The 26,385-nt window shown below is 63.7% G+C and carries 25 protein-coding genes and 1 tRNA gene; 19 read left to right on the top strand and 7 right to left on the bottom strand.

Annotated features, from left to right (window positions below; genetic code table 11):
* Positions 1-45: 45 nt before the first annotated feature.
* Positions 46-1,005, bottom strand: a complete 960-nt coding sequence (locus tag ACIPY3_RS10935; RefSeq protein WP_400333774.1) for an NAD(P)H-binding protein — start codon at positions 1,003-1,005, stop codon at positions 46-48.
* A 67-nt stretch (positions 1,006-1,072) separates the two neighbouring features.
* On the opposite strand from ACIPY3_RS10935, the gene ACIPY3_RS10930 reads away from it, so the two are divergent.
* From ACIPY3_RS10930 to ACIPY3_RS10910, 5 genes are all read left to right on the top strand, one after another.
* Entirely contained in the window at positions 1,073-1,411 is a 339-nt protein-coding gene (locus ACIPY3_RS10930; RefSeq protein ID WP_400333771.1) for a metalloregulator ArsR/SmtB family transcription factor, read from the top strand.
* A gap of 236 nt (positions 1,412-1,647) precedes the next feature.
* Positions 1,648-3,165 (top strand): purine-cytosine permease family protein, encoded by a 1,518-nt coding sequence (locus tag ACIPY3_RS10925; RefSeq protein ID WP_400333768.1) that lies wholly within the window; start codon positions 1,648-1,650, stop codon positions 3,163-3,165.
* Positions 3,158-3,760, top strand: coding sequence for a TetR/AcrR family transcriptional regulator (locus ACIPY3_RS10920; RefSeq protein WP_400333766.1), 603 nt, complete (start codon positions 3,158-3,160; stop codon positions 3,758-3,760). Before ACIPY3_RS10925 ends, ACIPY3_RS10920 begins: the two co-directional genes overlap by 8 nt.
* Positions 3,761-3,845: 85 nt before the next feature.
* Positions 3,846-4,835: a nitrilase-related carbon-nitrogen hydrolase gene (locus ACIPY3_RS10915; protein ID WP_400333763.1), complete on the top strand. Its 990-nt coding sequence runs from the start codon at positions 3,846-3,848 to the stop codon at positions 4,833-4,835.
* Between the two features lie 8 nt (positions 4,836-4,843).
* Positions 4,844-5,851: an agmatine/peptidylarginine deiminase gene (locus tag ACIPY3_RS10910; protein ID WP_400333760.1), complete on the top strand. Its 1,008-nt coding sequence runs from the start codon at positions 4,844-4,846 to the stop codon at positions 5,849-5,851.
* A 63-nt stretch (positions 5,852-5,914) separates the two neighbouring features.
* On the opposite strand, the gene ACIPY3_RS10905 is transcribed toward ACIPY3_RS10910, so the two are convergent.
* Entirely contained in the window at positions 5,915-6,466 is a 552-nt protein-coding gene (locus tag ACIPY3_RS10905) for a TOPRIM nucleotidyl transferase/hydrolase domain-containing protein (RefSeq protein WP_400333758.1), read from the bottom strand.
* A gap of 108 nt (positions 6,467-6,574) precedes the next feature.
* Between ACIPY3_RS10905 and ACIPY3_RS10900 the strand changes: the two genes are divergently transcribed.
* From ACIPY3_RS10900 to ACIPY3_RS10890, 3 genes are read left to right on the top strand one after another with little or no spacing between them, the layout of a single operon-like run.
* Positions 6,575-7,198 carry a hypothetical protein gene (locus ACIPY3_RS10900; RefSeq protein ID WP_400333756.1) on the top strand — a complete coding sequence of 208 codons (624 nt, stop codon included), beginning with the start codon at positions 6,575-6,577 and terminating at the stop codon, positions 7,196-7,198.
* A gap of 30 nt (positions 7,199-7,228) precedes the next feature.
* A complete protein-coding gene (locus ACIPY3_RS10895; protein WP_400333753.1) occupies positions 7,229-7,489 on the top strand; it encodes a hypothetical protein in 261 nt (86 codons plus the stop codon).
* Positions 7,437-7,703 (top strand): DUF2306 domain-containing protein, encoded by a 267-nt coding sequence (locus ACIPY3_RS10890; RefSeq protein ID WP_400334353.1) that lies wholly within the window; start codon positions 7,437-7,439, stop codon positions 7,701-7,703. The genes ACIPY3_RS10895 and ACIPY3_RS10890 overlap by 53 nt, the downstream gene beginning before the upstream one ends.
* Before the next feature lie 50 nt (positions 7,704-7,753).
* Here ACIPY3_RS10890 and ACIPY3_RS10885 read toward each other — a convergent pair.
* Both ACIPY3_RS10885 and ACIPY3_RS10880 read right to left on the bottom strand, forming a co-directional pair.
* Positions 7,754-7,830: transfer RNA gene (locus ACIPY3_RS10885), tRNA-Thr, on the bottom strand.
* Positions 7,831-7,991: 161 nt separating this feature from the next.
* On the bottom strand, positions 7,992-8,870 hold the full coding sequence (locus ACIPY3_RS10880; protein ID WP_400333750.1) for a DsbA family protein: 879 nt from the start codon (positions 8,868-8,870) through the stop codon (positions 7,992-7,994).
* 166 nt (positions 8,871-9,036) lie between these two features.
* On the opposite strand from ACIPY3_RS10880, the gene ACIPY3_RS10875 reads away from it, so the two are divergent.
* The 5 genes from ACIPY3_RS10875 (at position 9,037) to ACIPY3_RS10855 (ending at position 15,704) form a co-directional block, all read left to right on the top strand.
* The gene (locus ACIPY3_RS10875) at positions 9,037-10,515 is read left to right on the top strand and encodes a trehalose-6-phosphate synthase (RefSeq protein ID WP_397323285.1); all 1,479 of its coding nucleotides are present in this window, start codon (positions 9,037-9,039) and stop codon (positions 10,513-10,515) included.
* A complete protein-coding gene (gene otsB / locus ACIPY3_RS10870) occupies positions 10,505-11,308 on the top strand; it encodes a trehalose-phosphatase (protein WP_400333746.1) in 804 nt (267 codons plus the stop codon). Before ACIPY3_RS10875 ends, otsB begins: the two co-directional genes overlap by 11 nt.
* A 207-nt stretch (positions 11,309-11,515) precedes the next feature.
* Complete coding sequence (locus ACIPY3_RS10865; RefSeq protein ID WP_400333743.1) at positions 11,516-12,598, top strand: ABC transporter ATP-binding protein; 1,083 nt, start codon at positions 11,516-11,518, stop codon at positions 12,596-12,598.
* A 95-nt stretch (positions 12,599-12,693) separates the two neighbouring features.
* A complete protein-coding gene (locus ACIPY3_RS10860; RefSeq protein WP_400333740.1) occupies positions 12,694-14,295 on the top strand; it encodes a beta-N-acetylhexosaminidase in 1,602 nt (533 codons plus the stop codon).
* A complete protein-coding gene (locus ACIPY3_RS10855; protein WP_400333738.1) occupies positions 14,292-15,704 on the top strand; it encodes a DUF4032 domain-containing protein in 1,413 nt (470 codons plus the stop codon). The genes ACIPY3_RS10860 and ACIPY3_RS10855 overlap by 4 nt, the downstream gene beginning before the upstream one ends.
* Before the next feature lie 21 nt (positions 15,705-15,725).
* Here ACIPY3_RS10855 and ACIPY3_RS10850 read toward each other — a convergent pair whose 3' ends face one another.
* Together ACIPY3_RS10850 and ACIPY3_RS10845 are read right to left on the bottom strand one after the other, a co-directional pair.
* Positions 15,726-16,409 carry a GntR family transcriptional regulator gene (locus ACIPY3_RS10850; protein WP_400333736.1) on the bottom strand — a complete coding sequence of 228 codons (684 nt, stop codon included), beginning with the start codon at positions 16,407-16,409 and terminating at the stop codon, positions 15,726-15,728.
* A 53-nt stretch (positions 16,410-16,462) separates the two neighbouring features.
* A complete protein-coding gene (locus tag ACIPY3_RS10845) occupies positions 16,463-17,929 on the bottom strand; it encodes a chlorohydrolase family protein (RefSeq protein ID WP_400333734.1) in 1,467 nt (488 codons plus the stop codon).
* Between the two features lie 144 nt (positions 17,930-18,073).
* Here ACIPY3_RS10845 and ACIPY3_RS10840 point away from each other — a divergent pair, with 144 nt between their 5' ends.
* The 6 genes from ACIPY3_RS10840 to ACIPY3_RS10815 are packed head-to-tail and all read left to right on the top strand — an operon-like array spanning position 18,074 to position 25,196.
* On the top strand, positions 18,074-19,111 hold the full coding sequence (locus ACIPY3_RS10840; RefSeq protein ID WP_400333732.1) for an ABC transporter permease: 1,038 nt from the start codon (positions 18,074-18,076) through the stop codon (positions 19,109-19,111).
* A gap of 34 nt (positions 19,112-19,145) precedes the next feature.
* Positions 19,146-20,867 (top strand): ABC transporter substrate-binding protein, encoded by a 1,722-nt coding sequence (locus ACIPY3_RS10835; protein WP_400333729.1) that lies wholly within the window; start codon positions 19,146-19,148, stop codon positions 20,865-20,867.
* Positions 20,868-20,878: 11 nt separating this feature from the next.
* Positions 20,879-21,880, top strand: a complete 1,002-nt coding sequence (locus ACIPY3_RS10830; RefSeq protein WP_400333727.1) for an ABC transporter permease — start codon at positions 20,879-20,881, stop codon at positions 21,878-21,880.
* Positions 21,881-21,885: 5 nt separating this feature from the next.
* Positions 21,886-22,926 (top strand): ABC transporter ATP-binding protein, encoded by a 1,041-nt coding sequence (locus ACIPY3_RS10825; RefSeq protein ID WP_400333724.1) that lies wholly within the window; start codon positions 21,886-21,888, stop codon positions 22,924-22,926.
* Between the two features lie 7 nt (positions 22,927-22,933).
* Positions 22,934-23,956: an ABC transporter ATP-binding protein gene (locus tag ACIPY3_RS10820; RefSeq protein ID WP_400333722.1), complete on the top strand. Its 1,023-nt coding sequence runs from the start codon at positions 22,934-22,936 to the stop codon at positions 23,954-23,956.
* Positions 23,957-23,978: 22 nt separating this feature from the next.
* Positions 23,979-25,196 (top strand): amidohydrolase family protein, encoded by a 1,218-nt coding sequence (locus ACIPY3_RS10815; RefSeq protein WP_400333720.1) that lies wholly within the window; start codon positions 23,979-23,981, stop codon positions 25,194-25,196.
* A gap of 97 nt (positions 25,197-25,293) precedes the next feature.
* Here the strand turns inward: ACIPY3_RS10815 and ACIPY3_RS10810 are convergent.
* Positions 25,294-26,385 (bottom strand): HNH endonuclease (locus tag ACIPY3_RS10810; protein ID WP_400333717.1); only part of this gene is annotated, 1,092 nt, incomplete at its 5' end.

Genomic DNA, 26,385 nt, shown 5'->3' with positions numbered 1-26,385 from the left:
TAGGAGAATACAGGGAGTACCCTGCGCGCCCCCAACGAGAACTATCTAGGACTCGGGGGCCGCCGTCAAGCGCTCTCTCCGGCGGCTGCAGGCACATGAGGTTCGCCGTTTCGCATGCCACCAGTTCACGATGCGCAGGTCCTTGAGTCCGAATTTCCCTTCAGGCAAAGCGGCCCTTATCCGGTCCTCGTCAAACAGAAGCCTCGGCTTTAGCTCATCGGGAAGATCCGAGGCATACGGAGCTGGCATACTCACTCCCTCGGCGAGCATCCTGGCCTGCGCCTTGGCGACCAACGGAACAACCATCAGCCACTCTGTGAGCTGTGCCAAGGCCCGGATGGTCCACACTGGCACCGGTACGAACAATGGCTTGCGGCCCGCAACCCTGGCAATCCGGCGCACGGCAGTCCCCAGCTCGAGTTCTTCGGCGCCCAGCAAAGCTACTGTGGCATCCGGCAGCCGACCCTGGAGTGCCGCGATTAGAACAGTCACGGCCTCCTCGACTGGCACCGGGCGGACAGTCCGCTCGCGGAAGCCTACCGTCGCGAAGACCGGCAAGGACCGCACCGCCCGGGTCACGTGGTCCACCATATGGTCGCCATGTCCGTAGATCATGCCTGCTTTGAGGATGGTGTACTCCAACCCCGACGCCCGAACGAGTTCCTCTGCCGCCCACTTTGTTTCGTGATAGCCGGATCCGCAGTCCGGTCTGGCTCGAAGGAAGCTGAGCATGACAATCCGTTTCACGCCGGCACGCTGTGCGGCATCGAGCACCGCCCGGGTTCCGTCCACGTGCGCCTTTTGAAAGGTTTGTCCGCCGATCTCACGGTTGATGCCCGCGCAGTGGGCCACAGCATCAACCCCTTCGAATGCTGCGGTCAAGGCCTCCACGTCGTCGACGGCCACCCCCGTCCTGCGTGAAATGACCACCGTGTCCGGGCTGGCCAACCGTTCAGCCAAGTGACTTCCCACGAACCCGGTCCCACCAGTAATGGCTACTCGCATCTTCTCGCTCCTTCGCTTATTAGCAATGAAGCTAAACTGTATATAGCTAATGTGCTATATTGCAAACATGGCAGATGCAGCGTCCGAGATCTTCGCCGCTTTGGCACACCCCACACGGCGGCAGATCCTGCAGGACCTCAAGGACGGCGAAATGGCCGCCGGCGAGATCGCTTCGCGGTTCAACGCCACGGGACCCACCATCTCCCGCCATCTCAGCGTGCTGCGGCAGGCCGGCCTCGTCTCCGAGCGCCGGGACGCAAACCGGATCCTCTACTCGCTGGTCGGCGAGCGCCTGGCTCTTTCGGTCGGCGACTTCCTCTCGACGGTCTGCCCGGAACAAATCGTTCTCCGCGAAATCCGAAAGCGTCCCGCCAAGCCGGCAAAGGAAGCCCGCGCCCAAGCATGAGGCCCGCGGGCACCCCCACCCCCGCCCCACGCATTACCAAAACCCGCCCAGCGCACCCACTCCCGCCCAGCGCACCCGCGAGAAGCGTGGCGCAGGGCGTCAGCGGGTGCGACGCATTCATGATTGCCGCCACTCCCCTCCGGATCGAGACCCTCAAGCACTCTTGACTGAAATTTCAGTCAGGTTTTATAGTGGATGCATTGCATCAACGTGATGTAGTTCACGAAAGGCTTGACATGTTCAGCACGCGCTTCCGCAAAGACGCGGATCCAGCCGGTGCCGTGTCCTCGGGCAAGGACAGCTTCGGCCGCATCGAATCAGTCGGTATCGAGTACATTCCCGACGATCAACGCACTTCCCGCCCACGTAATCTCTTCTCCGTCTTCTTCGGCGGAAACTTTGCTTTCTCGGTCATCGTTTTCGGCTGGCTTCCAATCACGTTCGGGCTCGATTTCGTGGGTGCCGCAACGGCCAGTTTTACCGGGCTCGTCATTGGCACGGTACTCATCGCCCCCATGGCGCTCCTGGGTCCCCGCACCGGCACCAACAACACGGTGTCCAGTGCGGCACATTTCGGGACCAGGGGCAGGTTGATCGGCTCCGGACTGACGCTCCTCTTTGCACTGGCGTACGCAGCAATCGCGGTCTGGACATCCGGAGACGCGCTGGTGGCCGCTGCTGAAAGGCTGCTGGGCGTACCCGTGGACGGCACCACCCTGGCCATCGGCTATGCGGTCATTTCCATCGAGATTGTCCTGGTTGCCCTGTTCGGCCACGGAACGGTGGTCGCCATGCAAAAGTTTGTGGCCCCTGTGGTCGGTGTCCTTCTGGTCGCAGGGGTGGTGGCATTCGCCCCCACGTTCAGCCCTTCCACCGTGCATACGGACTACCTGCTGGGTGATTTCTGGCCCACCTGGATCCTGTCCGTGGTCATCTCCATCGGCGGCCCGCTGTCCTACGCACCCACCTTGGGAGATTACAGCCGACGTATCTCCCGGAAGGACCACTCTGACCGTGCCGTCCTGGCCGCGACGTGTTCGGGAGTGTTCCTGGGCCTCTTTGTCACCGCACTCTTCGGCGCCTTCACCGCAGCCGCCCTTCCTGAACTCGGCGGCTCCTACGTCGCGGACCTGGTTCGTGCTGCTCCGGCCTGGTACCTGATACCGATCCTCGTGATCGCCCTGGCCGGCGGACTCGGCCAAGGCGTCCTGAATCTCTACGCAAGCGGCTTGGACCTCGAAGCACTGTTTCCGCGGCTCCGCAGGATCCACACCACGCTCATTACGTCGGCAGTCGCCGTCGGGCTCCTCTATCTGGGTGTCTTTGTCTTCAATGCCGTCGACTCCATCACGGCGATGACGCTGGTCCTCAACAGTTTTGCCGGACCATGGGTAGCCATCAACGTCCTCGGTTTCCTGTTTGCGCGCAGGGGGATTTACAGCCCGCCGGACCTCCAACTGTTCCGCTCTGACGGCCCCTCCGGCCGGTATTGGTTCACCATGGGCTGGAACCTGCGGGCAGTGGTTTCTTGGGCGATCGGCTCGGTATTCGGGCTCCTCGCAACGGACACGTCCCTCTATACCGGCCCACTCGCACACTTGGGCGGCGGCATCGACATCAGCTTCCTGGGTTCCACAGTGATCGGGTCCCTCGGCTATCTCGCCGCCCTCCGCCTCTGGCCTGAACCATCCACCACCCTTGCCAGCACGTCAACGGAGCGGGGTGAGCACGTATTACTGTCAAACCATGACTGACAAACTAGCCAAGATCCTGACCGCCGCCACCACCTGCATTGCCAGGAGCGGCGTGCGGGGACTGCGGGTCAACGATGTTGCGAAGGAAGCCGGCGTCTCCTCCGGACTGCTGTACTACCACTTCACCGACAGGGCCGGCCTGCTCGCCGCTACCCTCGAGCACATCAACAAGCAGGTCAGCAAGGACGACGTTCCCGGATCCCGGACCACCCAGAACAGCGGCAAGCACCTTAGGCATCTGCTCCTCGACGAAATCAAGGACGACGCCGATGTCCGCCGGAACTCGGTGGCCTGGAATGAACTCCGGGCCTGCTCAATCTTTGAACAGGAACTGACGGAGCCGCTCGCACGGACCACGTCCCAATGGAACAGCGAAATCGCTGAGGCCATCCGTGCAGCAAACCCCGATGCCGATGATGATCAGGCAGCCGTCACCGCCGAGATCCTCACCAGCCTCGTGGAAGGCATCTCCGGACGCTGGCTGAGCGGATTCATCACCACCGAGCACGCACGTTCCCTGGTATCGGCAGCCATCGACTCGCTGGCTGCCAGCCGCCCGCTGCAGAAAGTTCCCGGACAGGAACTTGGCGCATGAACACCATCCAACAACACGTACCAAGGCCGGATTCATGCCGAATCCAGGCTTTCAAGGACCCCTAGGTCCAGTCAGGAAATCCACCATGGACATCATCAGCAACACCACGCCGCCCGCTTCCTTCGCCCGCAGCCGCGAATCGACCCGCCAACCTCTCCGCGTGGCACTTATCCAGCACCGCTGGCGGAACGATGCCGCCGAGCTGAGGTCAGTGTTGACCAATGCCATCGGCAAAGCAGCAGACGGCGGCGCCACGTCCGTCTTCCTGCCGGAATTGACCCTCTCCAAATACCCGGCAAACGTCACGGCGGGAGCGAACCCGGCGCGGGACGCCGAGGATCTGCTCAATGGCCCGACGTTCGACTTCGCCGCCACCGCCGCCCGCGATCACGGTGTCGCTGTCCATGCCTCCCTCTACGAACGCGCCGACGGCGACGACGGGCTGGGCTTCAACACCGCCATCCTCGTCTCCCCCTCCGGCGAGCTGCTCGCGCGGACACGCAAGACGCACATCCCCATCAGCGCCGGCTACTACGAGGACACCTACTTCCGGGCCGGCCCTGCCGGGGACGCCTACCCGGTGTACCGTCCAGCGGAACTGGACCATGCCGCCGTCGGGCTTCCTACCTGCTGGGACGAATGGTTCCCCGAAGTTGCGCGGCTCTATTCCCTGGCCGGCGCCGAGATCCTGGTGTACCCCACCGCCATCGGTTCCGAGCCGACCTTCCCTGACTTTGACCACCAACCGCTGTGGCAGCATGTGATCACCGGCCACGGCATCACCAACGGCACCTTCATGGTGGTCCCCAACCGCACAGGCGACGAGGGGGACATCACGTTCTACGGGTCCTCGTTCATTTCGGACCCCTACGGGCGGGTCCTGGTACAGGCACCGCGGCACAAGGAGGCTGTGCTCATTGCCGATCTGGACCTCGACCAGCGCAAGGACTGGCTGGACCTGTTCCCCTTCCTGACCACGCGCAGGCCTGACACCTACGCGGAACTCACGCGCGAGGTGGACGTCGAACGCCCATACGGCGCCAATTCCGGCGTGCAGAACGCGGCACGGCCATGACCTGGCGCATGCCCAGCGAGACGGCTCCACAGGAGCGCGTCTGGATGGCGTTCCCGCCTGAACGCTCTTCGATCGGGCACACGGACCAGGAAACCCACGAGGCACGGGCGGCGTGGGCTGCGGTTGCCCACGCCGTGTTGCGGTTCGAGCCAGTCACCATGGTCGTCGATCCGCCGGATATGGAAGCTGCGCGCCGCTACCTTTCCGCTGATATCGAGCTGGTGGCAGCGCCGCTTGATGACGCGTGGATGCGGGACATCGGGCCGACTTTCGTGATTGACGACGGCGGCCGGCTCGGTGGCGTGGATTGGGTCTTCAACGGGTGGGGCCAGCAGGATTGGGCCACGTGGGGCAAGGATTCCGCCGTCGGGGCCGAAGTAGTGCGGCTGGCCGGCGCGGGCCTGGTGGACAGTAGTTTGGTGAACGAAGGCGGCGGAATACAGGTCGACGGACTGGGCACGGTCTTGGTCACCGAGACCGTGCAGTTGGACAAGTACCGGAACCCGGCGCTGAGCAAGGCCGCTGTCGAGGCGGAACTGCGGCGAACCATCGGCGCCACGCACGTCATCTGGCTACCGCGCGGCCTGACCCGTGATTCAGAGGCTTTGGGAACCCGCGGCCACGTGGATATCGTCGCAGCCATTGCCTCGCCTGGCGTGTTGCTGGTCCACTCGCAGCGCAATCCCGACCACCCCGACTTCCAGGTCACGACGGACATCATTTCCCTGCTCGCCACGACGCACGATGCCGAAGGGCGTTCCTGGGACATCGTTGAAGTGCCCGCCCCCGGGACACTTCGGGATGAGCACGGTTGGGTGGACTACAGCTACATCAACCATCTGGTGGTGAACGGCGGCATCATCGCGTGCAGCTTCGACGACCCCGCGGACGCCGAAGCCAAGCGGATCCTGGAGCACGCCTACCCGGGCCGCGAAGTGGTCATGGTGGACGCCCGTCCGATCTTTGCCCGCGGTGGCGGAATCCACTGCATCACCCAGCACCAGCCCGCCGTTTAGGCGGCGTCTTTACCGATGTACGACGGCGGTACCTCCTGTGGGTGCCGCCGTTCCGGGTGCCGCCTAGTGCCCGGAAGCGAACGACGCCACGAGAAGCCGCAGCGGCAGTGGCGCTTCGCCGTCGGGCAGTGCCTCGACCAACAACTGCGCGTACCGGATCTTATTGCCGCTGCGGCCGCCGAAGAACCGCTTTAGCTGCTCCGGGACCGAGCGCTCCCGCAACGACGGCTGACGCTGGAGAAGGCCGAATGATGCCAGTTCGCCCTGCTCGTCGATGACGCTGAGCACCCTGTCGGTTCCGAGAGCGCGGATGAGTTCGTCTTCAAGGTCCTCGTGGCACACCTGGAAACCCAGCTCGGCAAGCGATCCAGGGATTCCGGCGCGGCTCAGGGCCCTGGCGACGCCCGGTGATTCGCGGGCGTCGCACAAGCCCAGCAAGCGATGACCAGCGCCTTGGGGTCCATAGCGGTCAAGGAAATGAATAATGCTGGTGGCACCGCCCATGGGAACCACCGTCACCCGCTCGGCGGCCAAGTCGTGGCCGAGGCGCGTGGCCAGTGCCTCCACCGCCACCTTGTCGCTCTCCCCTTCGACGAACACCATGGTTGCCTGCATGAAGCCAGTATGTAGGACTAGACTGCTCGGCACAGGACGGATTGGGGGATCCGCGGCGACTTTTCCGCCGTTCCACTGGTCGGTCAAAGCAGCGACCAAAGGATGCTTGTGAGTTTCTTTGAGGATTTCCCCGTCCCGACACCACCCCAGCGCAGCCGGTCCCCGAGATTCGTTCCGCCGCCCTGGACGGGAGCGCCCCGGGACGAACTTCCCGGCATCGTGCACATCGGCAAATTCCTGCACGTCAGCCCCACCCGCGTCATAGCGGTGAAAAGCGCGGAGGTTTACTCCACGGGATGCAGCTTTGACCTCACCTGGGTTGTTCGACGCGCGGAAGAATCCGACGAAGACTGGGACGCCCTCAACGGAGTGTTCTTCCAGCACGGACTGCGGCCGCGGCCGGGACAGGACCTTATGGGTGCGCTGTTGTTGTTTGGCGTCGAGTTGCCGGATGGATCCAAGGCAATCGCGGGGACGCCAGGCCCGAGTGGATACTTTGACCCGTCCGCGCAACCGGAAGCGCCGGTCCTTACGCTGAGCGGAGGCGGTGGAAGCGGAGGGGACGAAGAGTTGACGGGCACGGGGTCCCTTTGGCTGTGGCCGCTCCCGGAACCAGGCGACATCCGGCTGGTTGCGCAGTGGCCGCACCTGGGCATACAGGAAAAATCCGTGGTGCTCGACGGCGGTCAGTTGCGTGCCGCGGCGGCGGACGTCCAGCGGTTCTGGTCGTAGCCGTTCAGCGATGGCCGCTAGGCTGGCGGCATGCCTTCACCGTGGACTTTCCTGATCGCCCTGCATGCCATCGCAGCGGGCTACGCCTTGATCTTCGGCGCCGTGAATCTGCTTCGCCGAAACAAAGGCAGCGCGGCACACAAGGTCCTGGGCCGCATCTGGGCGGTGGCCATGTATGTCGTGGTCCTGACGTCGTTCGGGATCCGGACCATCGACGGCGGATTCAACTGGCCATGCCCTGTCCGCACTGACGTTCTGCACCCTGACCATCGGCCTGTGGTCGGTCGGTAAAGGCAACATCCGCGCGCACCAGCGGTTCATGACGGGCAGCTACTTCGGGCTGGTCGGCGCCTTCATCGGCGTCATCGCAGTACCTGACCGGCGGCTTCCACAAATGGCCATCCACGACCTCGCTGGCCTCGTCTTGTGGGTGGCAGCCCTCGCGCTCACCGCCGGACTGACTGTTGCCGGGCTGCTGCAGCTGCGCATGAAAGTCCGCGACTAGTACTAAAGACCCCTCCGCCCCAGCGCATTGGCTGGAGCGGAGGGGTTTCGTGGAGCCCCCTGTCGGATTCGAACCGACGACCCCCGCTTTACAAGAGCGGTGCTCTGGCCAACTGAGCTAAGGAGGCGTTTCCCCGACTAACGGGGAGGCGCGTAACAACGCTAGACAAGGTTAGCCCAGACCGTCCCCCACCACGAAATTCAAAGGCCCATGGCCGGGCGGGGAAACAACAGCGGCCGGTTGCCTTCGGGAAGAAGGCAACCGGCCGCCGTCGTACTTACCGGGAAATCAGCCCTTTGCGGTGATCGCGGTCTGGATCTCTGCGTTCAGGTCGGTTGAACCATCCCACTGTTTGCCGTCGACGAAGACAGTCGGGGTGCCGGTGATGCCAATCGCCGCAGCTTCCTGCGTGGCAACCTTCACATAGGGCCGGAACTGCTTGCTGTCGATGCAGGAGTCGATGTTGGCCGCACCCACTTCCGTGGCCATGGCCTTGAGGTCCTTGTCCGAGATACCGGCGCTGCCTTCGGCGGGCTGGCGTTCGAAGAGGAGGTTGAAGAAATCGGCGTACTTCTCAGGCGAGGAGTTCACCACGCAGGCCGCGGCGTTCGCTGCGCGCGAGGAGTAGTTGGTGGTGGACTGCTGGTCCAGGAAACCGAGCGGGCGGTACTCGAGGGAGATTTTGCCTTCGTTGCGCAAGTTGGTCAGGGATTCACCGTAGGTGGTCTCGAAGCGCTTGCAGACGGGGCAAATGAAGTCGATGTAGGCCACTACCTTCACCGGCTTGCCGGCCTCGGCTTCGGCGCCGGGGGCCGTCACGGTGGCGGGCTTCGAAGCAGCCGGTGACGGAACATCGGCGACGTTCACTGTTGCAGCTGCTGACTTCACGACTTCGCTGTTTGCGAGAAGTGTTACGCCACCGTGCACGTTGCCGTTGGCGGGCGTCGGGCCGCTGTCGGCAATGGGGGCGTTGTTCTGGATGTTGGTGACCACCACCAGGGCGATGACCACGAGGATGGCAACTACCGCAACCACGATGCCCCAGAGGACCAGCATCTTGTTGCGCTTGTCCTTCTTCAGCTGTTCTTCGCGGATTTTGCGCGCTTGTTCCCGGGCCTGGGCGGTCTTCTCGGCCTTGGACAGGCGCGGTTCGTTTGCGGGGCTCATCAGTTCCTCGTGGTTACTCGGCGTCGTAGTGCAACGGGGTCAGTTTACGGGAGCAAACCTGAGGATTTGCCGCCAGCACAATGACCCGGTTGTTGAACGATCAACTGGCGGCGATGATTCCGCCGGTAGGCTGGGATGTGAGTCACAGCAACCCCAGGGAGCAGTAATGCAGGATTTGGCAAGCGAAAAACTCAGTACCGAGGAAGGCGTCCGGGCATCGCCAACCAGGAAGCCGACGGCGAGCAAGTTCGACTTCATGGTGGTGTCCAACCGCCTGCCCGTCGACAGGTCCGACGACGGCTGGCGCCGCTCGCCCGGCGGCCTGGTCACTGCCCTCGCACCGATGATGACCAAGTCCGATGGCGCGTGGGTGGGTTGGCATGGCGCCCCGGATGAGACGGTGCGCCCGTTCAGCCATGAATCCATGGACCTCGTCCCGGTCCAGTTGAGCAGCCACGAGGTGGAGCTGTACTACGAAGGCTTCTCCAATGCGACAATTTGGCCGCTCTACCATGACGTGATTGCGCCGCCCGAGTTTCACAGAACCTGGTGGGACTCCTACCGGCAGGTCAACAAGAAGTTCGCTGATGCCGTCATCCGCCATGCCTCGGACGGTGCCACCGTGTGGGTCCAGGACTACCAACTCCAGCTGGTTCCCCGGATGCTCCGCACGGCCCGTCCGGACCTGAAGGTCGGATTCTTCAACCACATTCCCTTCCCGCCGCCGGAGATCTTCGCGCAGCTCCCGTGGCGCCGCGAGATCATTGACGGCCTGCTGGGGGCGGACCTCCTGGGCTTCCAGCGGCCCAGCGATGCCGGCAACTTCATGCGTTCGGCACGGCGCTTCCTGGGGGCGAGCGTCAAGCAGCAGCAAATCCATGTGAAGGGCGCGGACGGCCAGGTCACCCACATCGCCCGCGCCCAGGCTTTCCCCATTTCCATTGACGTGGACCAGATCCGCGAACTCGCCAGCCGCCCGGACATCATCGAGCGGTCCAAGCAGATCCGCAAGGACCTGGGCAACCCCAAGACGATCCTCTTGGGCGTCGACCGGCTGGACTACACCAAGGGCATCGGGCACCGCTTGAAGGCCTTCGAGGAACTCCTGGCGGATGGCCACATCAAAGTGGAGGATGCAACGCTGATCCAGGTTGCCAGCCCCAGCCGCGAGCGGGTGGAGCAGTACCGGCTCCTGCGGGAGGAAATCGAAGGGACTGTGGGCCGCATTAATGGCACTTACGACACCATCCAGAACACTGCGGTGCGCTACCTGCACCACAGCTATCCGGTGGAGGAAATGGTGGCGCTGTACCTTGCGGCCGACGTCATGCTGGTCACCGCTCTGCGGGACGGCATGAACCTGGTGGCCAAGGAGTACGTGACAGCCCGTTCCGAAGACGACGGCGCCCTGGTGCTGAGCGAATTCGCTGGCGCCGCGGACCAGTTGAAGCAGGCGCTCCTGATCAATCCGCACGACATCGACGGCCTCAAATCGTCCATTCTCCGTGCGATCAACCTGGACCCGAAGGAAGCCCGACGCCGCATGAAGTTGATGCGCAAGCAAATCCTTGACCACGACGTTGACCACTGGTCGGCCGAGTTCCTCGACTCCCTTAAGGAAAAGGTGGTCCGCGATGACAGCTGAACAGACGCCCTTGACGCTGTCGCCGGAATTGCTGGACGCCATCCGTGGGATCGCGGGAACGGAACACCTCCTGGTGGCCCTGGACTTCGACGGCACGCTCTCGCCGATCGTCGACCGCGCGGAGGACGCCCGCCCCCTCCCGCGGTCAGCTGCGGCCCTGGAAGAACTCGCCGGGCTGCCGCGCACGACGACGGCACTCATCTCGGGCCGCGCACTGGACAGTTTGCGGCTGGTCGCCTCACCACCGGCAAACACGTTGTTGATAGGCAGCCACGGAGCTGAAGTCTGGATGGGCGAAGGCTCGTTGGGCTTGGAGTTGGACGACGAGCAGCGCGAACGGCTGGCTTCGGTCCGGGAAGTCCTAGCCGGAATCGTCAACGTCGCCCCGGGAACCCTGCTGGAAGACAAGCCCGCGGGCGTTGTGCTGCACACGAGGCTTGCCGATGATGACGTGGCGGAGGACGCCGTCGAGGCCGCCCGGATCGAGTTGCAGGACCGCCCGGGCGTATTCCTGAAGACCGGGAAGCGCGTGCTGGAGACGTCGGTGGTCCACGCGTCCAAGGGCGAAGCAGTGGAGTTCCTGCGCCAAGCGACGGGAGCTACGGCCATCCTGTTCGCTGGCGACGACGTCACCGATGAGGACGCGCTGGGCCGGCTCCTTGGCGATGACGTGGGCATCAAAGTAGGACTCGACTTCACCCAGGCCGCGTTCCGCGTGGAAGCTCCCATGCACGTGGCCGAGCTCTTGGAGGCGCTGCTCCGCGAACGTCGTCGGGCCACCACCAACGCTTAGCGTGTGATGAACGCAACATGTGATCTTTGCAACAAATTCGACAGAGGGTCGAAGTGTCTGTAATACTCTTGCTTGTGACGTGACGCACATTATCGTGCGACGCCACGCATAACTCCTCGGCTTTGGCCGAGGAGTTTCAACTGAAGAAAATGAACCATTCACAACGGATCGTCCGGCACGTACCTGCCGGTGAAGGGATTGATAACTGTGGCTACAGTTACTTTTGATAACGCTACGCGTCTGTACCCGGGCACAGATAAGCCCGCCGTCGATAAGCTCAACATCGACATCGCCGATGGCGAATTCCTGGTCCTCGTTGGACCCTCCGGTTGCGGTAAGTCCACCTCCCTGCGCATGCTCGCAGGTCTTGAGGATGTGAACGCCGGCCGCATTCTGATCGGTGACCGTGACGTCACGGATGTCCCGCCGAAGGACCGCGACATCGCAATGGTCTTCCAGAACTACGCTCTGTACCCGCACATGACCGTTGCGGACAACATGGGCTTCGCCCTCAAGATCGCCGGCGTTTCGAAGGAAGAGCGCGCAGAGCGTGTCCGCGAAGCAGCCAAGCTCCTCGACCTTGAGCAGTACCTGGACCGTAAGCCGAAGGCACTCTCCGGTGGTCAGCGCCAGCGTGTTGCCATGGGCCGTGCAATCGTCCGTAACCCGCAGGTCTTCCTCATGGATGAGCCGTTGTCCAACCTTGACGCCAAGCTCCGTGTCCAGACCCGTACGCAGATCGCATCCCTGACCCGCCGCCTCGGCGTCACCACGGTTTACGTGACGCACGACCAGGTTGAGGCCATGACCATGGGTGACCGCGTTGCAGTCCTCAAGGACGGTCTCCTCCAGCAGGTCGACACCCCGCGCAACCTGTACGACCGCCCGCAGAACGTCTTCGTTGCAGGCTTCATCGGCTCCCCCGCCATGAACCTGCTGGAACTGCCGGTTGTTGACGGCGGCGTCCAGTTCGGTGGCACCGTGTACCCGGTCAAGCATGACGTCCTCGAGGACGCTACCGGCAAGACCGTCACCGTTGGTTCCCGTCCGGAAGACCTGGAAACCGTCGGCCAGGGCGAAGGCCTGCAGGTTGAGGTTGATGTCGTCGAAGAACTCGGTGCTGACGCCTACGTCTACGGCCACACCATCCTCGATGGCAAGAGCCACGACATCGTTGCCCGCGTCGACGGTCGCCGTCCTCCGATGAAGGGCGAGTCCATCTACGTCCGTCCGCAGTCCGGCCACGTGCACCTGTTCGACACCAAGACCGGCCTGCGCCTGGGCGACTAGTCACCCTCGCCTAACCGGCCATCAGCAGATAGCGGCCCGACCCTCACCGGTCGGGCCGTTCTCTCGTTAACCCCTTCTCTGTCGGAAAGAACGGTATGAACTCCACGGACAACCTGATCCCCCGGCCCCAACACGTCACTGCCCTGGACGGCACGGCCTTTAGGCTGACGGCGACCACCCGCCTTGCCGCCTCCGCCGGAGCGGAACCGGTCGCCGAACAGCTCGCCACGCTACTCCGGCGCGGCACCGGTTTCGACCTTCCACTGGCCAGTGACTTCCGCCCCGGGGACATCGCCCTGGAGCTGGACCAAGCGTTCGACGGCGGCCCGGAGGCTTACGCGCTCACCGTCACCGACGCTGGCGCCCGGCTGAGGGCATCAACACCGGCAGGGCTTTTCAACGGAATCCAAACGCTCCGTCAGCTATTCCCCCCTTCCATCGAACGCTCTCTCACCGAATCGCCTGAATTTACGGACGCTCTCGCAGGGGAACGCACCTGGGCGATTCCCGCCGTCGAAATTCACGACGCACCGCGCTTCCCGTACCGCGGCCTCATGCTGGACGTCGCCCGCAGCTTCTTCACGGTGGACGAGGTGAAGGAGCAGATCGACGTCATGGCGCAGTTCAAACTGAACGCCCTTCACCTGCACCTGACCGATGACCAGGCCTGGCGCATCGAAATCGTCATGCCGGAGAACAACCCGTCGGGGCTGGACTACGCCAACCTCACCGCTGTTGGCGGCGCAGTGAACCATCCGGGCGTCGGGCTCACGCCCGGGCACACCGGTTTTTACACGCAGCAGGATTTTCGGGACATCCAGGCCTACGCCGCTGCGCGGAACATCCTGGTGGTATCCGAAATCGACCTTCCCGGACACGTCAATGCGGCGCTGGCGGCGATCCCCCAGCTGAACCCGGACGGCATCGCCAAACCCGCCAACACCACGGGGGACGTGGGCTACTCCACGCTGACCGCCGACCTGCCGGCCACCTACGAGTTCGTCAGCGAAGTCCTGGGCCAGGTCGCTGCCATGACGGACGGTCCCTACATCCACATCGGCGGGGACGAAGCCCACGTCACCGGGCACGACAACTACGTGGCCATGGTGACGGAATTCGCCAGGATCGGCGCCGCAACGGGCAAGACTGTCGTGGGCTGGAACGAGTACGCGGAGGTGGAACTCCCGCACGGCAGCGTGGTGCAGTACTGGTGGGGCGATCTCGCGCCCGTCGTCCGGCAGGCCCAGGAGACAGGCGTGGGAGTCATCATGTCACCGGCAGCCAACACGTACCTGGACCAGAAATACGATTCCGGCAGCCCCATCGGCCTGTCCTGGGTGGAGGGCGGCCCCTTCACGTGGTCTGAGTACTACCAGTGGAATCCGGCCCAGGGCGGGCTTGAGGACCAGCACTTGCTCGGTATCGAAGGTCCGCTCTGGACCGAAACCGTCCGTGGCAACCGACAGGCCTATTGGCTCATGTACCCCAGGGCCATCTCGCTGGCGGAGGTGGGTTGGTCCCGGCAGGAGGACCGGGACCTTGGTGACTTCCGACGTCGGCTGGGCGCCTTTGGTGAGCGGCTCGCCAACCAGGGCGTCGGCTTCCAGGCCGCGTCCGACGTCGAATGGTCCGCCACAGCGGCGGATCCGTTCACAGAACCGAACAGCACCCCTGAGTACGGAACAATTGAGGCATGAGCGAGCAAAACGGAGCCCAGTGGCACGACGAACCAACCGACTACGGGCAGATCGGCAAGCTCCCCCGGACGGAAGCGGCCAGCGCGCAGGACACAGCCCCTCCGGCCAGCGTCATTGGCTCGCTGAACATCACGGCCGCTGCCGCTGATCCTGAACTGTTGGACCTTCCCTGGCACATCGCCTTGGAGGAATGGCCGGCGGAGTACCTCGCCGCGCTCCCCCGCGGTATCTCCCGGCACATTGTGCGTTTCGCCCACTTGGGCGGCTCGGTCATTGCCATCAAGGAAACGTCAGAGCACGTGGCCCGGCATGAATACCACATGCTGCGAAAGCTCGCACGGCTGGATGTCCCGTGTGTGGAGCCTGTGGCGGTCATTACCGGACGGACCACCGCCGACGGCAAGCCGCTGAACCCGGTGCTGGTGACCAGGCACCTGAAGTTCTCCATGCCGTACCGCGCACTGTTCTCCCAGATGCTGCGCAAGGACACCCTGACCCGCCTGATCGACGCACAGGCTCTGCTCATGGTCCGTTTGCACCTCATCGGTTTCTACTGGGGCGACGTCTCGCTCTCCAACACGCTGTTCCGTCGCGATGCGGGCGCTTTCGCCGCTTATCTGGTGGACGCCGAAACGGGCGAGCTGTACCCGGACCTGTCCCAGGGCCAGCGTGAGTACGACCTCGAAATTGCCCGCGTGAACATCGCCGGCGAGCTCATGGACCTCCTGGATGGCGGGCTCATCGAGGAGAAGGTGGACCCCGTGGCCACCAGTGAGCTGATCATGGACAGCTACCGGCGGCTCTGGGCGGAGCTCACGGAGAAGGAGTCCTTCGAACTCGGCGAACGCTGGCGCGTCGGTGCCCGCATCCGCCGGCTCAACGAACTCGGTTTCGACGTCGAAGAATATGCCATCAAGACCACCGCCGACGGTTCCACCATCCAGCTCCAGCCCAAAGTGGTGGACGCCGGACACCACCAGCGCCGGCTGCTGCGCCTCACGGGCCTGGACGCCCAGGAAAACCAGGCCCGCAGGCTGCTCAACGACATGGACCAGTTCCGGGCGGACAACAACCCGGACCTGGACGAGGAAATCAGCGCCCACGCCTGGGTCAGCCAGATCTTCGAACCCATCGTGCGGTCCATCCCGCGGCACCTGGCCGGGAAGTTGGAACCGGCGGAAGTGGTCCACGAGGTCCTGGAGCACCGCTGGTACATGAGCCAGAAGCAGGACCGCTACATTCCGTTGGCCGAGACCGTCCAGTCTTACATCGACACGGTCCTGCAGCACCGCCGGGATGAAGCCGCCATCATGCTGAATCCGGACACGGAGATGCTGAAGATCCTGGAAGTGGAGGTTGAGGAGTCGGGCCGCTATGACGACGAGGAATACCCCGACGCCGACGACTGACGGGCTTTCCCAAAGGTCCGGTTAGGGCTCCAGGGTCGCCGCCAGCCCGGCCAGGACGGGCTGGCGGCCCAGTTCAATGTGCGAGTACGCCAGGGAGTACGCCAACTCGGGACGCCCGGCCAGGATCGCGTTGCACAGTTCAGTGTGCTCGTCCCGCTGGAGTTCGTTGCTGCGGTTGTGCGCCAACCCGAAGATCCAGCGCATCCGCCCGAACAGCGGCTTGACGGATTCGATCAGAAGGCGGTTGCCGGAGAGGCGCACGATTTCGGCGTGCAGTTCGGCGCTGATAAGTACGACGTCGTCAGTCCGGTCTTCGTCGATGGCCGCCTTCGAGGCTTCCATCAGTTCTTCGAGGCGACCTCCGTCGCCGCTTTCGGCAACACGGGTGGCCGCCATCTTCGCTGCAAACGTCTCGAGGCAAAGCCGTACATCGAAGAGTTCGTTGACGTCGGTCAGGGTCAGTTGGCGGACCACTGCTCCACGCCGGGGGAACGTGGCCACGAAGCCGTCCTGCTCCAGCCTCTGGATGGCCTCGCGGACGGGTATCCGGGAAACGCTGTACATCTCCGACAGTTCGCGTTCCCGGAGGCGGGATCCCTGGGCGAAGGAACCGGAGACGATGCCCTCCAGGACCAACTGATAAACGTACTCCGCACGGGCTTCGTCATCGCGGACATTGCCCGCTTCCGGGATCGCCTCTGCCACTCTCAAACTCCCCTTCATGCGTGCGCCCGTGCGACTTTGCCGGACGGTTCCGCTCACTGCTCCAACCGAGCATACACGGGAGGAAACAGCTCATTTGCGGGACGGTTCAAAGCATCCCGGGTTGTGTAGGCTTCACGCATTTTCGTAAAGAGAACCTGGGCCTTGCCACGCCAGGAATCCAGGTCCACTCCCGCGATCAGGCCATCGGCCATGATGGTCCGTCCGGCCACAACGGAAAGGACAGCTTGGCGTGCCGTCCCGTTGAGGGTCAGGGTGCGGAGGGGATCGTCGTGGACACCGTCACGGATGTCGTCCAGGGAAAAGGCCACCATGTCCGCCTGGGCACCGGCTTCGAGCCGGCCAAGATCGGGGCGGCCCAGGGCGCGGGCTCCCCCGAGTGTGGCGGCATCGACATATCCGGCGAGGTCGCCGGCGTCGTTCCTACCGGCGAGGATCTTCGACAACTGCGCCCCGGCGTCGATCCCGCGGATGAGGTCCGGCGGGAACGAGTCGGTCCCCAGACAGATGTTGACGCCCGCTTCTTTGTACGCGTTGAAGGAATCGAGGGTGCTGCCATAACGCATGGACGTGAGTGGGCAGTGGATGATGCTGGCCCCGCTGGCCGCCAGCTTGGCCAGGTCTCCGCGGTCTTCCCCATGGACGGCGGGATTGCGGTCGATGTAGGTGGCGTGAGGAATCAGGAGCCTGTCGTTGAGCAGGCCCACGTGGTCCAGGAGCTCAAGGGGCGTTACGCCATGCCATTCCATGATGAAGTCCCGCTCCACGAGTCCCTGCAGCGAGTGCAAGCGAACCAGTACGTCCCGTTCCCCGGAAGCCGCAGCAGTCGCCTTGAGTGTTTCGATGTCCAGGGTCTCGATCCGGCACGGCAACAGGACCCCTTGGACCAACGGATCGTTCAATCCCGTCACGTGGTCAATGAAGCGCAAGGCGTCCGCGAATCCCTCACGGCCGCGATCGGCGTCGAACATCACTGAGCGTTCGCCGTCGTCCAGCACCACGTTCACGCCCGAGCGGTAGGCGGGCCCCAAGTACCCACGCAATCCGAGCCGCCTGCTGGTCTCGGCCATGCCGACGAGTTCCTCGAACGTCTCTGCCCATTCGGAATGAACCTCTGACGCGATGGGCATGTAGGTGGTGATGCCGTGCAGGACCAGCTGGATGAGTGCGTACTCGCGGATCTGTTGGCGTTCCTCGGGCGTAAAAACATCCTCGCGACGGTTCCTGAAGTAGTCCTCGGACCACTGGTGCCCCTTGGCGAGTTCCGGACCTGCCCAGCTGTCCAGGATGAGGTGGTCGACGTCCGTGAGGGCATCAAGGTCGATCAACCCGGGCATCAAAAGTGCGTCGCCGAGGTGCCGTTCTTCGTCCACAGGTCCTTGGTAGTCATGGCCGACGTACTCAATGGTGCTGCCCCTGTAGACCACGCAGGCATCCTCCAACAGCACATGCTGTCCATCGAGGAAACCCAGTACATAGCGGGCGGTGGTCTTGAGGTGCACAGGAGCTCCTTCGCTCGGTCAGATAAGTCTCTGGTATTCCAAACAGTACATTAATTGTGATTTACATCCCATCAAAGGTGCTCTACTCTATTTTGGTATACAAGATTTTCCGGAGTCAGCTCCCTTCACGAAACGAGCAAACGGTTGACCCAGTTACAATCCGTCGAACCAAACACCGGCAGCCCACCGCTACCCACGGCAACGACGCCGGACAGCACGGCTGCCGCCCCCGCTGAAGCGCGGTCCCTGCTGGCCACGGCATGGCTGAGGATCCGGCGCAGCAAGGTTGCGCTGCTGAGCCTCTGCGTCGTGGTGGCCATCATGCTGTTCGCCATCCTTGCCCCGGTACTCAGTGCAATGTCCGGCAATGATCCCTTCACCTCCAACACCAGCCCCGAGGTCCTGGATGATTTCCAGACACCGGGCCTGCCCCTGCCCGGCTACATGTACCCATCTGCTGAGCACTGGCTGGGCGTGGAACCCGGGCTGGGCCGCGACCTCTTTGCCAGGCTCGCCTTCGGCGGACAGGTATCGCTCACCATCGCCCTGCTGTCCACCGCCGTCTCCGTGGTGCTGGGGACCGTCCTCGGCGCGGCGGCGGGCTACTTCGGCGGCAAGACCGACGCCATCATCAGCCGGATCATGGACCTGTTCCTCGCGTTCCCGCACCTGTTGCTGGTCCTCTCGCTGACGCCGATCCTGCAATCGCGGCTCCGGGACACGCCGTTGGGTGAAGGCAGCTTCCTTCCCATGGCGTCCCTGGTGATCATCCTTGGCTTCTTCGGCTGGGCCTATTTGGCCCGCATCGTCCGCGGCCAGGTGCTCAGTCTCCGCGAACGCGAGTTCGTCGAAGCCGCCCGTTCCTTCGGGGCTTCCCACGTGAGCGTGCTGTTCCGCGAGATCATCCCCAACGTCATGGGCGTGGTCCTGGTGTACGCCACCATGCTCATTCCCACCAACATCTCCGCTGAAGCAGCCCTGTCGTTCCTGGGCGTAGGCGTCAAGGACCCCACGCCGTCGTGGGGCCAGATGCTCAACGCCGCACAATCAGGCAACTGGTACCTCAGCGATCCCTGGTTCCTGGCCGTCCCGGGCGTGATGCTCATTGTCACCGTCCTGGCCTTCAACCTCCTGGGCGACGCAGTCCGCGACGCCCTGGACCCCAAAGCATCCCGCCACTAAATCTCCGTTTCACCCACCCTTCAAGAGGAGCACCATGAAAACCCCCACGAGAGCACTGGCGCTTTCCGTGCTGATCGCGATGTCGGCCGCCGGCTGCAGTGCAGGTCAAAACCAGGCCAACAACTCCAAGCCGGAGTCCGTCACCGAACTGGCACCGGTGGTGGTGAAGTCCGGCTTCAACGCCAAGGGCGGCAACATCAACGTCCTGATGTCGTCGGACTTCCAGACCCTGGACCCGGGCAACAGCAACTACGTACAGACGGCCAACGTCGGCCAGCTCTACTACCGCACACTGACCATGGCCAAGGAGACCGCCGGCCAGCCTCCAACGGTGGTGCCCGACCTCGCCACGGACACCGGCAAGGTTTCCGATGACGGCCTGAGCTGGACGTTCACCCTCAAGGACGGCGTGAAGTTCGAGGACGGCACGCCCATCACTTCGGCAGACATCAAGTACGGCGTGGAGCGCACCTTCGCGCAGGACGTCTTCACCCAGGCGCCGCAGGAACTGAATGCAGCGCTCGACGCCGGCGGGTACAAGGGGCCGTACAAGGACCCTTCCGCTGTGCTCAAGGCCCTTGAAACGCCCGACGAGCGCACTATCGTCTTCCACCTGAAGAAGCCTTTCGCCGAATTCCCCGCTTTGGCCTCCCGTTCCAACACTGCCCCGGTCCCCGCAAACAAGGACAGCAAGCTGGATTACACCAACCACCCGGTCTCCTCCGGCCCGTACATGGTGGAGTCCTACAACCGCGGAAAGTCGCTGAAGCTGGTCCGCAACCCGCATTGGGATCCTGCAACGGACCCCAACCGTTCCGCCCTGCCTGACACGTTCAGCTTCTCCTTGTCCACGTCGCAGGCCACCATCAGCCAGCAGTTGCTCGCGGACTCGGATCCGAACGCGATCACCCTCGATTCCAACGGCGCCCTGCAGACCTCCGATTCAGCAAAACTCGCTGACGCCAAGGTCAAGGACCGTGTGGCCTCGGGACTCCTGGGCTGCAACGACGTGCTGAGCCTGAACACCCAAAAGATCAAGGACCCGGATGTCCGGAAGGCAATCGCCCTGGCACTGGACCGCCAGTCCATCCTGGTCCAGTACGGCGGACGCCGCTTCGGTGAGCTGACGCAGAGCCCGCTCAATGACAAGATGCGCGGGTACGTTGAAACGGAACTCGAATTGGATCCCGCGGGCAAGCCCAAGCTGGAGGAAGCCAAGAAGCTGCTCGAGGGTAAGGAGTACCCCAAGACGCTCACCTACGGCTACGCCAACAACCGCGATGCCTTCAAGAACACCGGTACCGTGATCCAGCAGAACCTTAAGGCCTTGGGCATCGACGTCGAACTCGTGGCCATCCCTGCACCGAACTACTACTCGATCATGGCCAGCGAACAGCTTCCGGACCTGGGCCGATCCGGCTGGTGCGGCGGTGCCGACCCGGCGTCCATCCGGACCTCCGCAGACCCCTTGCTGGGACCGAACAATGACGGCACCAGCTACGGTTTCTCCAACACCTCCCGCTACTTCGATCCGGTGGTGTCCAAGACCATGTACGAGCTCCGCAACACAGACGGCACATCGGAGGAACTGGGCAAGAAGTGGTCTGAGGCGTTCGGCACAGCTTTGAAGACCTACCCGATCGTTCCGCTGATCCGCACCCACACCAACTCCGTGGTGGGCTCCAAGGTGCGGAACGCCCAGGTTGGCTACTTCTTCGGCGGAATCGACCTTTCGATCGTCGGCGTCGAGCACTAACTCCAAGCACCATGATCACTTTCATTCTTCGCCGTGCCGGATCGTTGGTCCTGCTCCTTTTCGCGGTCAGTTTCATTACCTTCACGTTGTTCCAGCTTGGCCCCTCTGATCCTGCCGCGGCAGCGTGCGGACAGGAGTGCACGCCGGAACGCGTTGCGGAAGCCCGGGTTGCCTTGGGCATGGACCAACCGTTCTTCGTGCAATACCTCGACTACATGCGTGGCCTGTTCTCTCCCCGGATGATCGGTGCCGCCGGCGCCCAGACCCTGTGCGAATGGCCGTGCCTGGGTAAGTCGTTCCAAACCAATGAGAACGTTGCGGACATCATTGCCCGGTCGCTCCCTTACACCTTCTCCATGGCCATCGGGGCGCTGGTGCTCTGGACCATCACCGGGGTGGGCCTCGGCCTCCTGGCCGCCCTGCGCAAGGGTTCACCGATGGACAAGTTCATTGTTGGGGCGGCTTCGGTGGGCGTTTCGCTCCCCATCCCTGTTACTGGCCTGTTCCTGCTGTTGCTCTTCGTCAACCAGTTGCATCTGCTGCCCTTCACCACCAATGAGATCAGCAGTCCGTTCGGCTCTCAAGGCCCCGGCGCGTGGGTGATCAACTATCTGTTGCCGTGGATAGCGCTGGCCGTGCTGTTCAGTGCCTCCTACATCCGTGTCACCCGCACCAACATGATCGAGACGTTCGGTGAGGACTTCATCCGAACAGCACGTGCCAAGGGCCTCGCCCCAAGGACAGTGACGTTCAAGCACGGCGTCCGGGCCGGCATCACGCCAGTAGTCACCATGCTCGGCATGGACATCGGCCTGCTCCTGGGCGGCGCCGTCCTGACCGAGCAAATCTTCTCCGTCCCAGGCCTCGGCTTCACGGCAGTGCACGCAGCTATCTCCGGCGACCTGCCTGTCACTATGGCCATCACCATGCTGGCCGCGTTCTTCGTGATTGTCGCCAACGTGGTGGTGGACCTCGCGTACGCCGCCATCGATCCCCGAGTGAGACTCCAATGACCCACATGCCACTCGCGCAAAAGACCAGCACTGTCCCTGCGGGCACCAACGCCTTCCTGGACGTGCGGAACCTGTCCGTGAAGTTCCCTACCGACGACGGCCTCGTTTCCGCCGTCAACGGCATGGACTTCACCTTGGAGCGCGGCCAGACCCTGGGCATCGTCGGTGAGTCCGGCTCTGGCAAGTCCGTCACCAGCCAAGCCTTGATGGGCCTGCTCAAGGGAACATCGGCGCAGGTCACCGGCCAGGCGATGTTCCAAGGGCAGGACCTGGTCGCCCTTCCGGAGTCGGCCATGCGGCAACTCCGCGGACGCAACATCGGAATGATCTTCCAGGATCCCCTTTCTGCCTTGCACCCCTTCTACACGGTGGGCCATCAAATCGCCGAGGCGTACTTGGTCCACAACAAGGCGAGCAAGAAGCAGGCCCGGACAGCCGCCGTCGAGATGCTGGGAAGGGTGGGCATCCCCAGTCCCGAACAGCGCTTCGATGAGTACCCGCATCACTTCTCCGGAGGCATGCGGCAGCGCGCCATGATTGCCATGGCCCTGATCTGCGAGCCGGAACTGCTGATCGCAGACGAGCCCACCACCGCCTTGGACGTGACCGTGCAGGCGCAGATCCTGGACCTCATGTTGGAGTTGCAGGAGGAAACCAATTCAGCCCTCATCCTCATCACGCACGACCTGGGGGTTGTAGCAGAGGTGTGCCATAACGTACTGGTGATGTACGGCGGCCAATGCGTGGAATCCGGGCCGGTGGATGAGATCTTTTACGACACCCGCCATCCCTACACGCTGGGCCTCCTCAATTCGATGCCCACGTTGGCCGGTTCCTCGGGCCAGCTGAACCCGATCCCCGGCCAGCCGCCGTCGCTCCTCGACCTGCCCAAGGGCTGCATCTTCAGCGCCAGGTGCCAGTACGCCGACCTTGCCGGCGACGGCGTCTGCGCCAGCCAGCGGCCCGAACTCACCGTGGAAGACGGTCACGGCAAACGCTGCCACCTCAGCGGTCCGCAGCTCCTCACCATCCGTACTGCGCGATAGGACCGCCATGGATAACCAGCCAATTCTCCAGGTGGAGAACCTGCAAAAACACTTCCCGCTCAAAGGCGGCCTCCTGCCGGGGGCCCCGAAGCGCTCGGTCAAAGCGGTCGACGGCGTGACGTTCAGTGTGGGTCGGGGCCGGACTTTGGGACTCGTGGGTGAGTCCGGGTGCGGCAAATCGACCACCGGCCGTATGGTTTCACGGCTCATGGACCCCACTGGTGGCCGCATCATGATCGACGGTGTGGACATCAGCCAGCTGCGTGGTCGGGATCTCTACAATTTCCGGCGCAAGGTCCAAATGATCTTCCAGGACCCCTTCGCGTCCCTGAATCCGCGACAGACCGTGGGCACGGCCATCGCGGCTCCCATGGTGGCGCAAAAGATCAACCCGCCGGGCGGACTCAAGAACCGGGTCAAGGAACTCCTGGACCAGGTGGGCTTGAAGCCCGAACACTACAACCGGTTCCCGCACGAGTTCTCCGGAGGCCAGCGTCAACGCGTGGGCATTGCACGGGCCATTTCCCTGAACCCCTCGGTGATTGTGTGCGACGAGCCCGTGTCAGCCTTGGACGTCTCAGTGCAGGCGCAAGTGGTGAACCTGCTGCAGCAGATTCAACGGGACACGGGTGTGTCCTACATCTTCATCGCCCACGACCTCTCTGTGGTCAGGCACATCTCGCACGAAGTCGCCGTGATGTATCTCGGAAAAATCGTGGAGCAAGGCACACGGGACTCCCTGTTCAGCGATCCGCGCCACCCCTACACCAAAGCCTTGCTCTCGGCCGTTCCGCTCCCCGATCCCCGGGCTGCCCGCGAACAGGTCAAGATCAGGCTCCGCGGAGACCTGCCCTCACCCGCCAATCCGCCGAGCGGCTGTGTCTTCCGCACCCGTTGCCCGCTGATCGCTACCTTGCCCGAAGAGCAACGCCAGCGATGCATGAACGAGGTCCCCGCAACAGCTACCTCCGCCGCTCCGGCCTGCCACCACACCGGGGTGGCAGCCGAGGTGTTGGCGGGTGTGCAATAGATCCACAATCAAAGGAGAAACAGTGAACACCCTGATTCGTGCCGTCCGTCCGTGGGGGCAGGCGTTGAGCGATGTCGTGCTCAGCGGCGGCGAGATCACCGGCGTCGAACCCCATGACCCCGCCAGGGCGGTACCGGCAGGTACCACCGTCGTGGAGGGCCGCAACCGCCTTCTGGTGCCGTCGTTCTCGGACGTCCACGTGCATCTGGACTCCACCCGGATCGGCCTCCCCTTCCGGGAGCACACCGGGGGTCCCGGCGTGTGGACCATGATGATGAACGACCGCCTCAACTGGCGCAACGCCGAGGTTCCGCTGCAGGAACGGGTCAATGACACGCTGGGCCGCATGATCGCCCGCGGTACCACCCGCGTCCGCTCCTACGCCCAGGTAGACGTGGACTGCCGACTGGAGCGTTTCGAGGCGGTGGCGACCGCGAAGGAGGCGTTCGCGGACCGCGCTTCCGTGGACATCATCGCCTTCCCGCAGGCGGGTTTGTTGCTGGAAGAGGGCACCGTTGAGCTCATGGAAGAAGCCTTGAAGGCCGGCGCCAACGTGATGGGCGGCATTGATCCGTGCACTTTGGACCGGGACCCCGCAAAGCACCTGGATATCGTCTTTGGCTTGGCGGAAAAGTACCAGGTGCCCATCGACATCCACCTGCACGAGCCCGGCGAGCTGGGGGTCTTCAGCACGGACCTGGTCCTCGAGCGCACGCGAGCCCTGGGCATGCAGGGCAAAGTCACCATGTCCCACGCTTACCAGCTGGGTAGTGTGAACGAGGCCACGACGCGGCGCCTCATCGACTCGTTCGCCGAGCTCGATGTCTCGCTGGCTTCCGTGGCTCCGGCCGCTTCGGGACAACTGCCCATTCCGCTGCTCACGGAAGCAGGGGTCCGCCTGGGCCTCGGCGAAGACGGCCAGCGTGACTACTGGTCCCCCTACGGAAACACGGACATGCTGGACCGGACATGGCAGCTGGCCTTCACGCACGGATTCCGGAAAGACGAGCTCATTGAGCACTGCCTGGCCATTGCCACGATCGGCGGGGCCAGCATCCTGGATCCTGAGGCCATACGGCTCAAGGACACTGCCCACCGTCCAGGAGTCGAGATCGGCGACCCCGCTGAACTGCTCTTGGTGGATGGCGAAACCGTGGCGTCCACCGTCATGGACCGCGGCAAGGACCGCACTGTGATCCATGCAGGAAAGGTAGTGGCCGACCAGCTGGAACTCGTTTAACCCAGCAGCTCGTGAGTCTGTACGTTGCCGGGCAGCGCAGAAGCCGTAGCTGAACTGTGCTGCGGCTCGCGGCATAGGGCTCTACGGCGACAAAGGGCTATACGGCGGCATATGGTTCATGGACAGTCGCCGGGGTTCGTGAGCGGGTTCGTGTCCCCGATCTGAAGAGGGACGCGGCGCTCCCGTCCCCCGGCGGCTCGTCCGGGTTTCCCGCGGCGAGGTTCCCGCTGACCACCCGCCCGTCGGGATCTCCCGCCACAACGGACCCGTTGACCAGCGACGAGCCCTGTTCTCCCGTCGCCACGGCCCCATTGACCAGCAGCCCTCCCGGGTCTCCCGCCACAACGGACCCGTTGACCAGCCGCCCGTCCGGGTCTCCCGCCACAACGGACCCGCTAACAGGTGACCCGTCAGCATGTTCAGCGGCTGGGTTGCCGCTTCCGGGGAGTGGTGGGGCTGTGGATTGGTAGCGGTGACCGGTGGGGGTTCTGACCTCCAGACTTCGTGGTCCCTGATCGCTTGGGTTGGTGTTCCAGCCGGGGTTTTCTTTGGTGTGGTTGCAGGCTTCGCAGAGCCCTGCGCCGTTGGCCAGAGAAGTCTTTCCACCGGAATGCCAAGCCAGGACGTGATCGTAGTGGCGGATGGGCGCGTCACAGTACGGTGTGCGGCACGTGTCATCACGGGTTTCGATGAACCTGCGCATCCCCTGGGGGAACAACCTGGCCTTGGAATCAGTGGCCAGCAGCTCATTGGTCCCCGGCGCCGTGTACAGCCGCCGGATCCACACGGCAAAATCGGACTGGAGCCCTGAAGGACCACCAACGTCCGGGACGTCCACGGTTGTTTCCTCACCAAGCCCGGCAGACCCGGGTGGCCAGTTGCCGGCCCCTTGCCCGGCACCGGCGACTTCCCGGCAGTCGCCTACAGTCCTACCGCCGACCGCTTCCCGTCCGGCAAACCCGGCAGGCCCGGATGGCCCGGGAGGCCTTTCGGGACCATTGCCGGCTTCCCGCCCGACGAGTGTGGCCGGGTCACTTCCCGTCTCCCGCCCAGCGTGGGTGGCCGGGTCGCTGACCTCATGCCCGGCACGTGTTGCCGGGTCGCCGCCCGCCACCTGCCCGGCTCGCGTGGCCGGGTCGTTGTCGGGGCCGTGCTTGATCAACTCCCGCGCCCAGCCGGCAGGGACGAT

The organism is Paenarthrobacter sp. NPDC089714 (assembly GCF_044748905.1).
Taxonomy (GTDB): Bacteria; Actinomycetota; Actinomycetes; order Actinomycetales; family Micrococcaceae; genus Arthrobacter.
The sequence above is the reverse complement of the archived record's forward strand: the minus strand, read 5'-3'. Positions and strand labels throughout refer to the sequence as shown.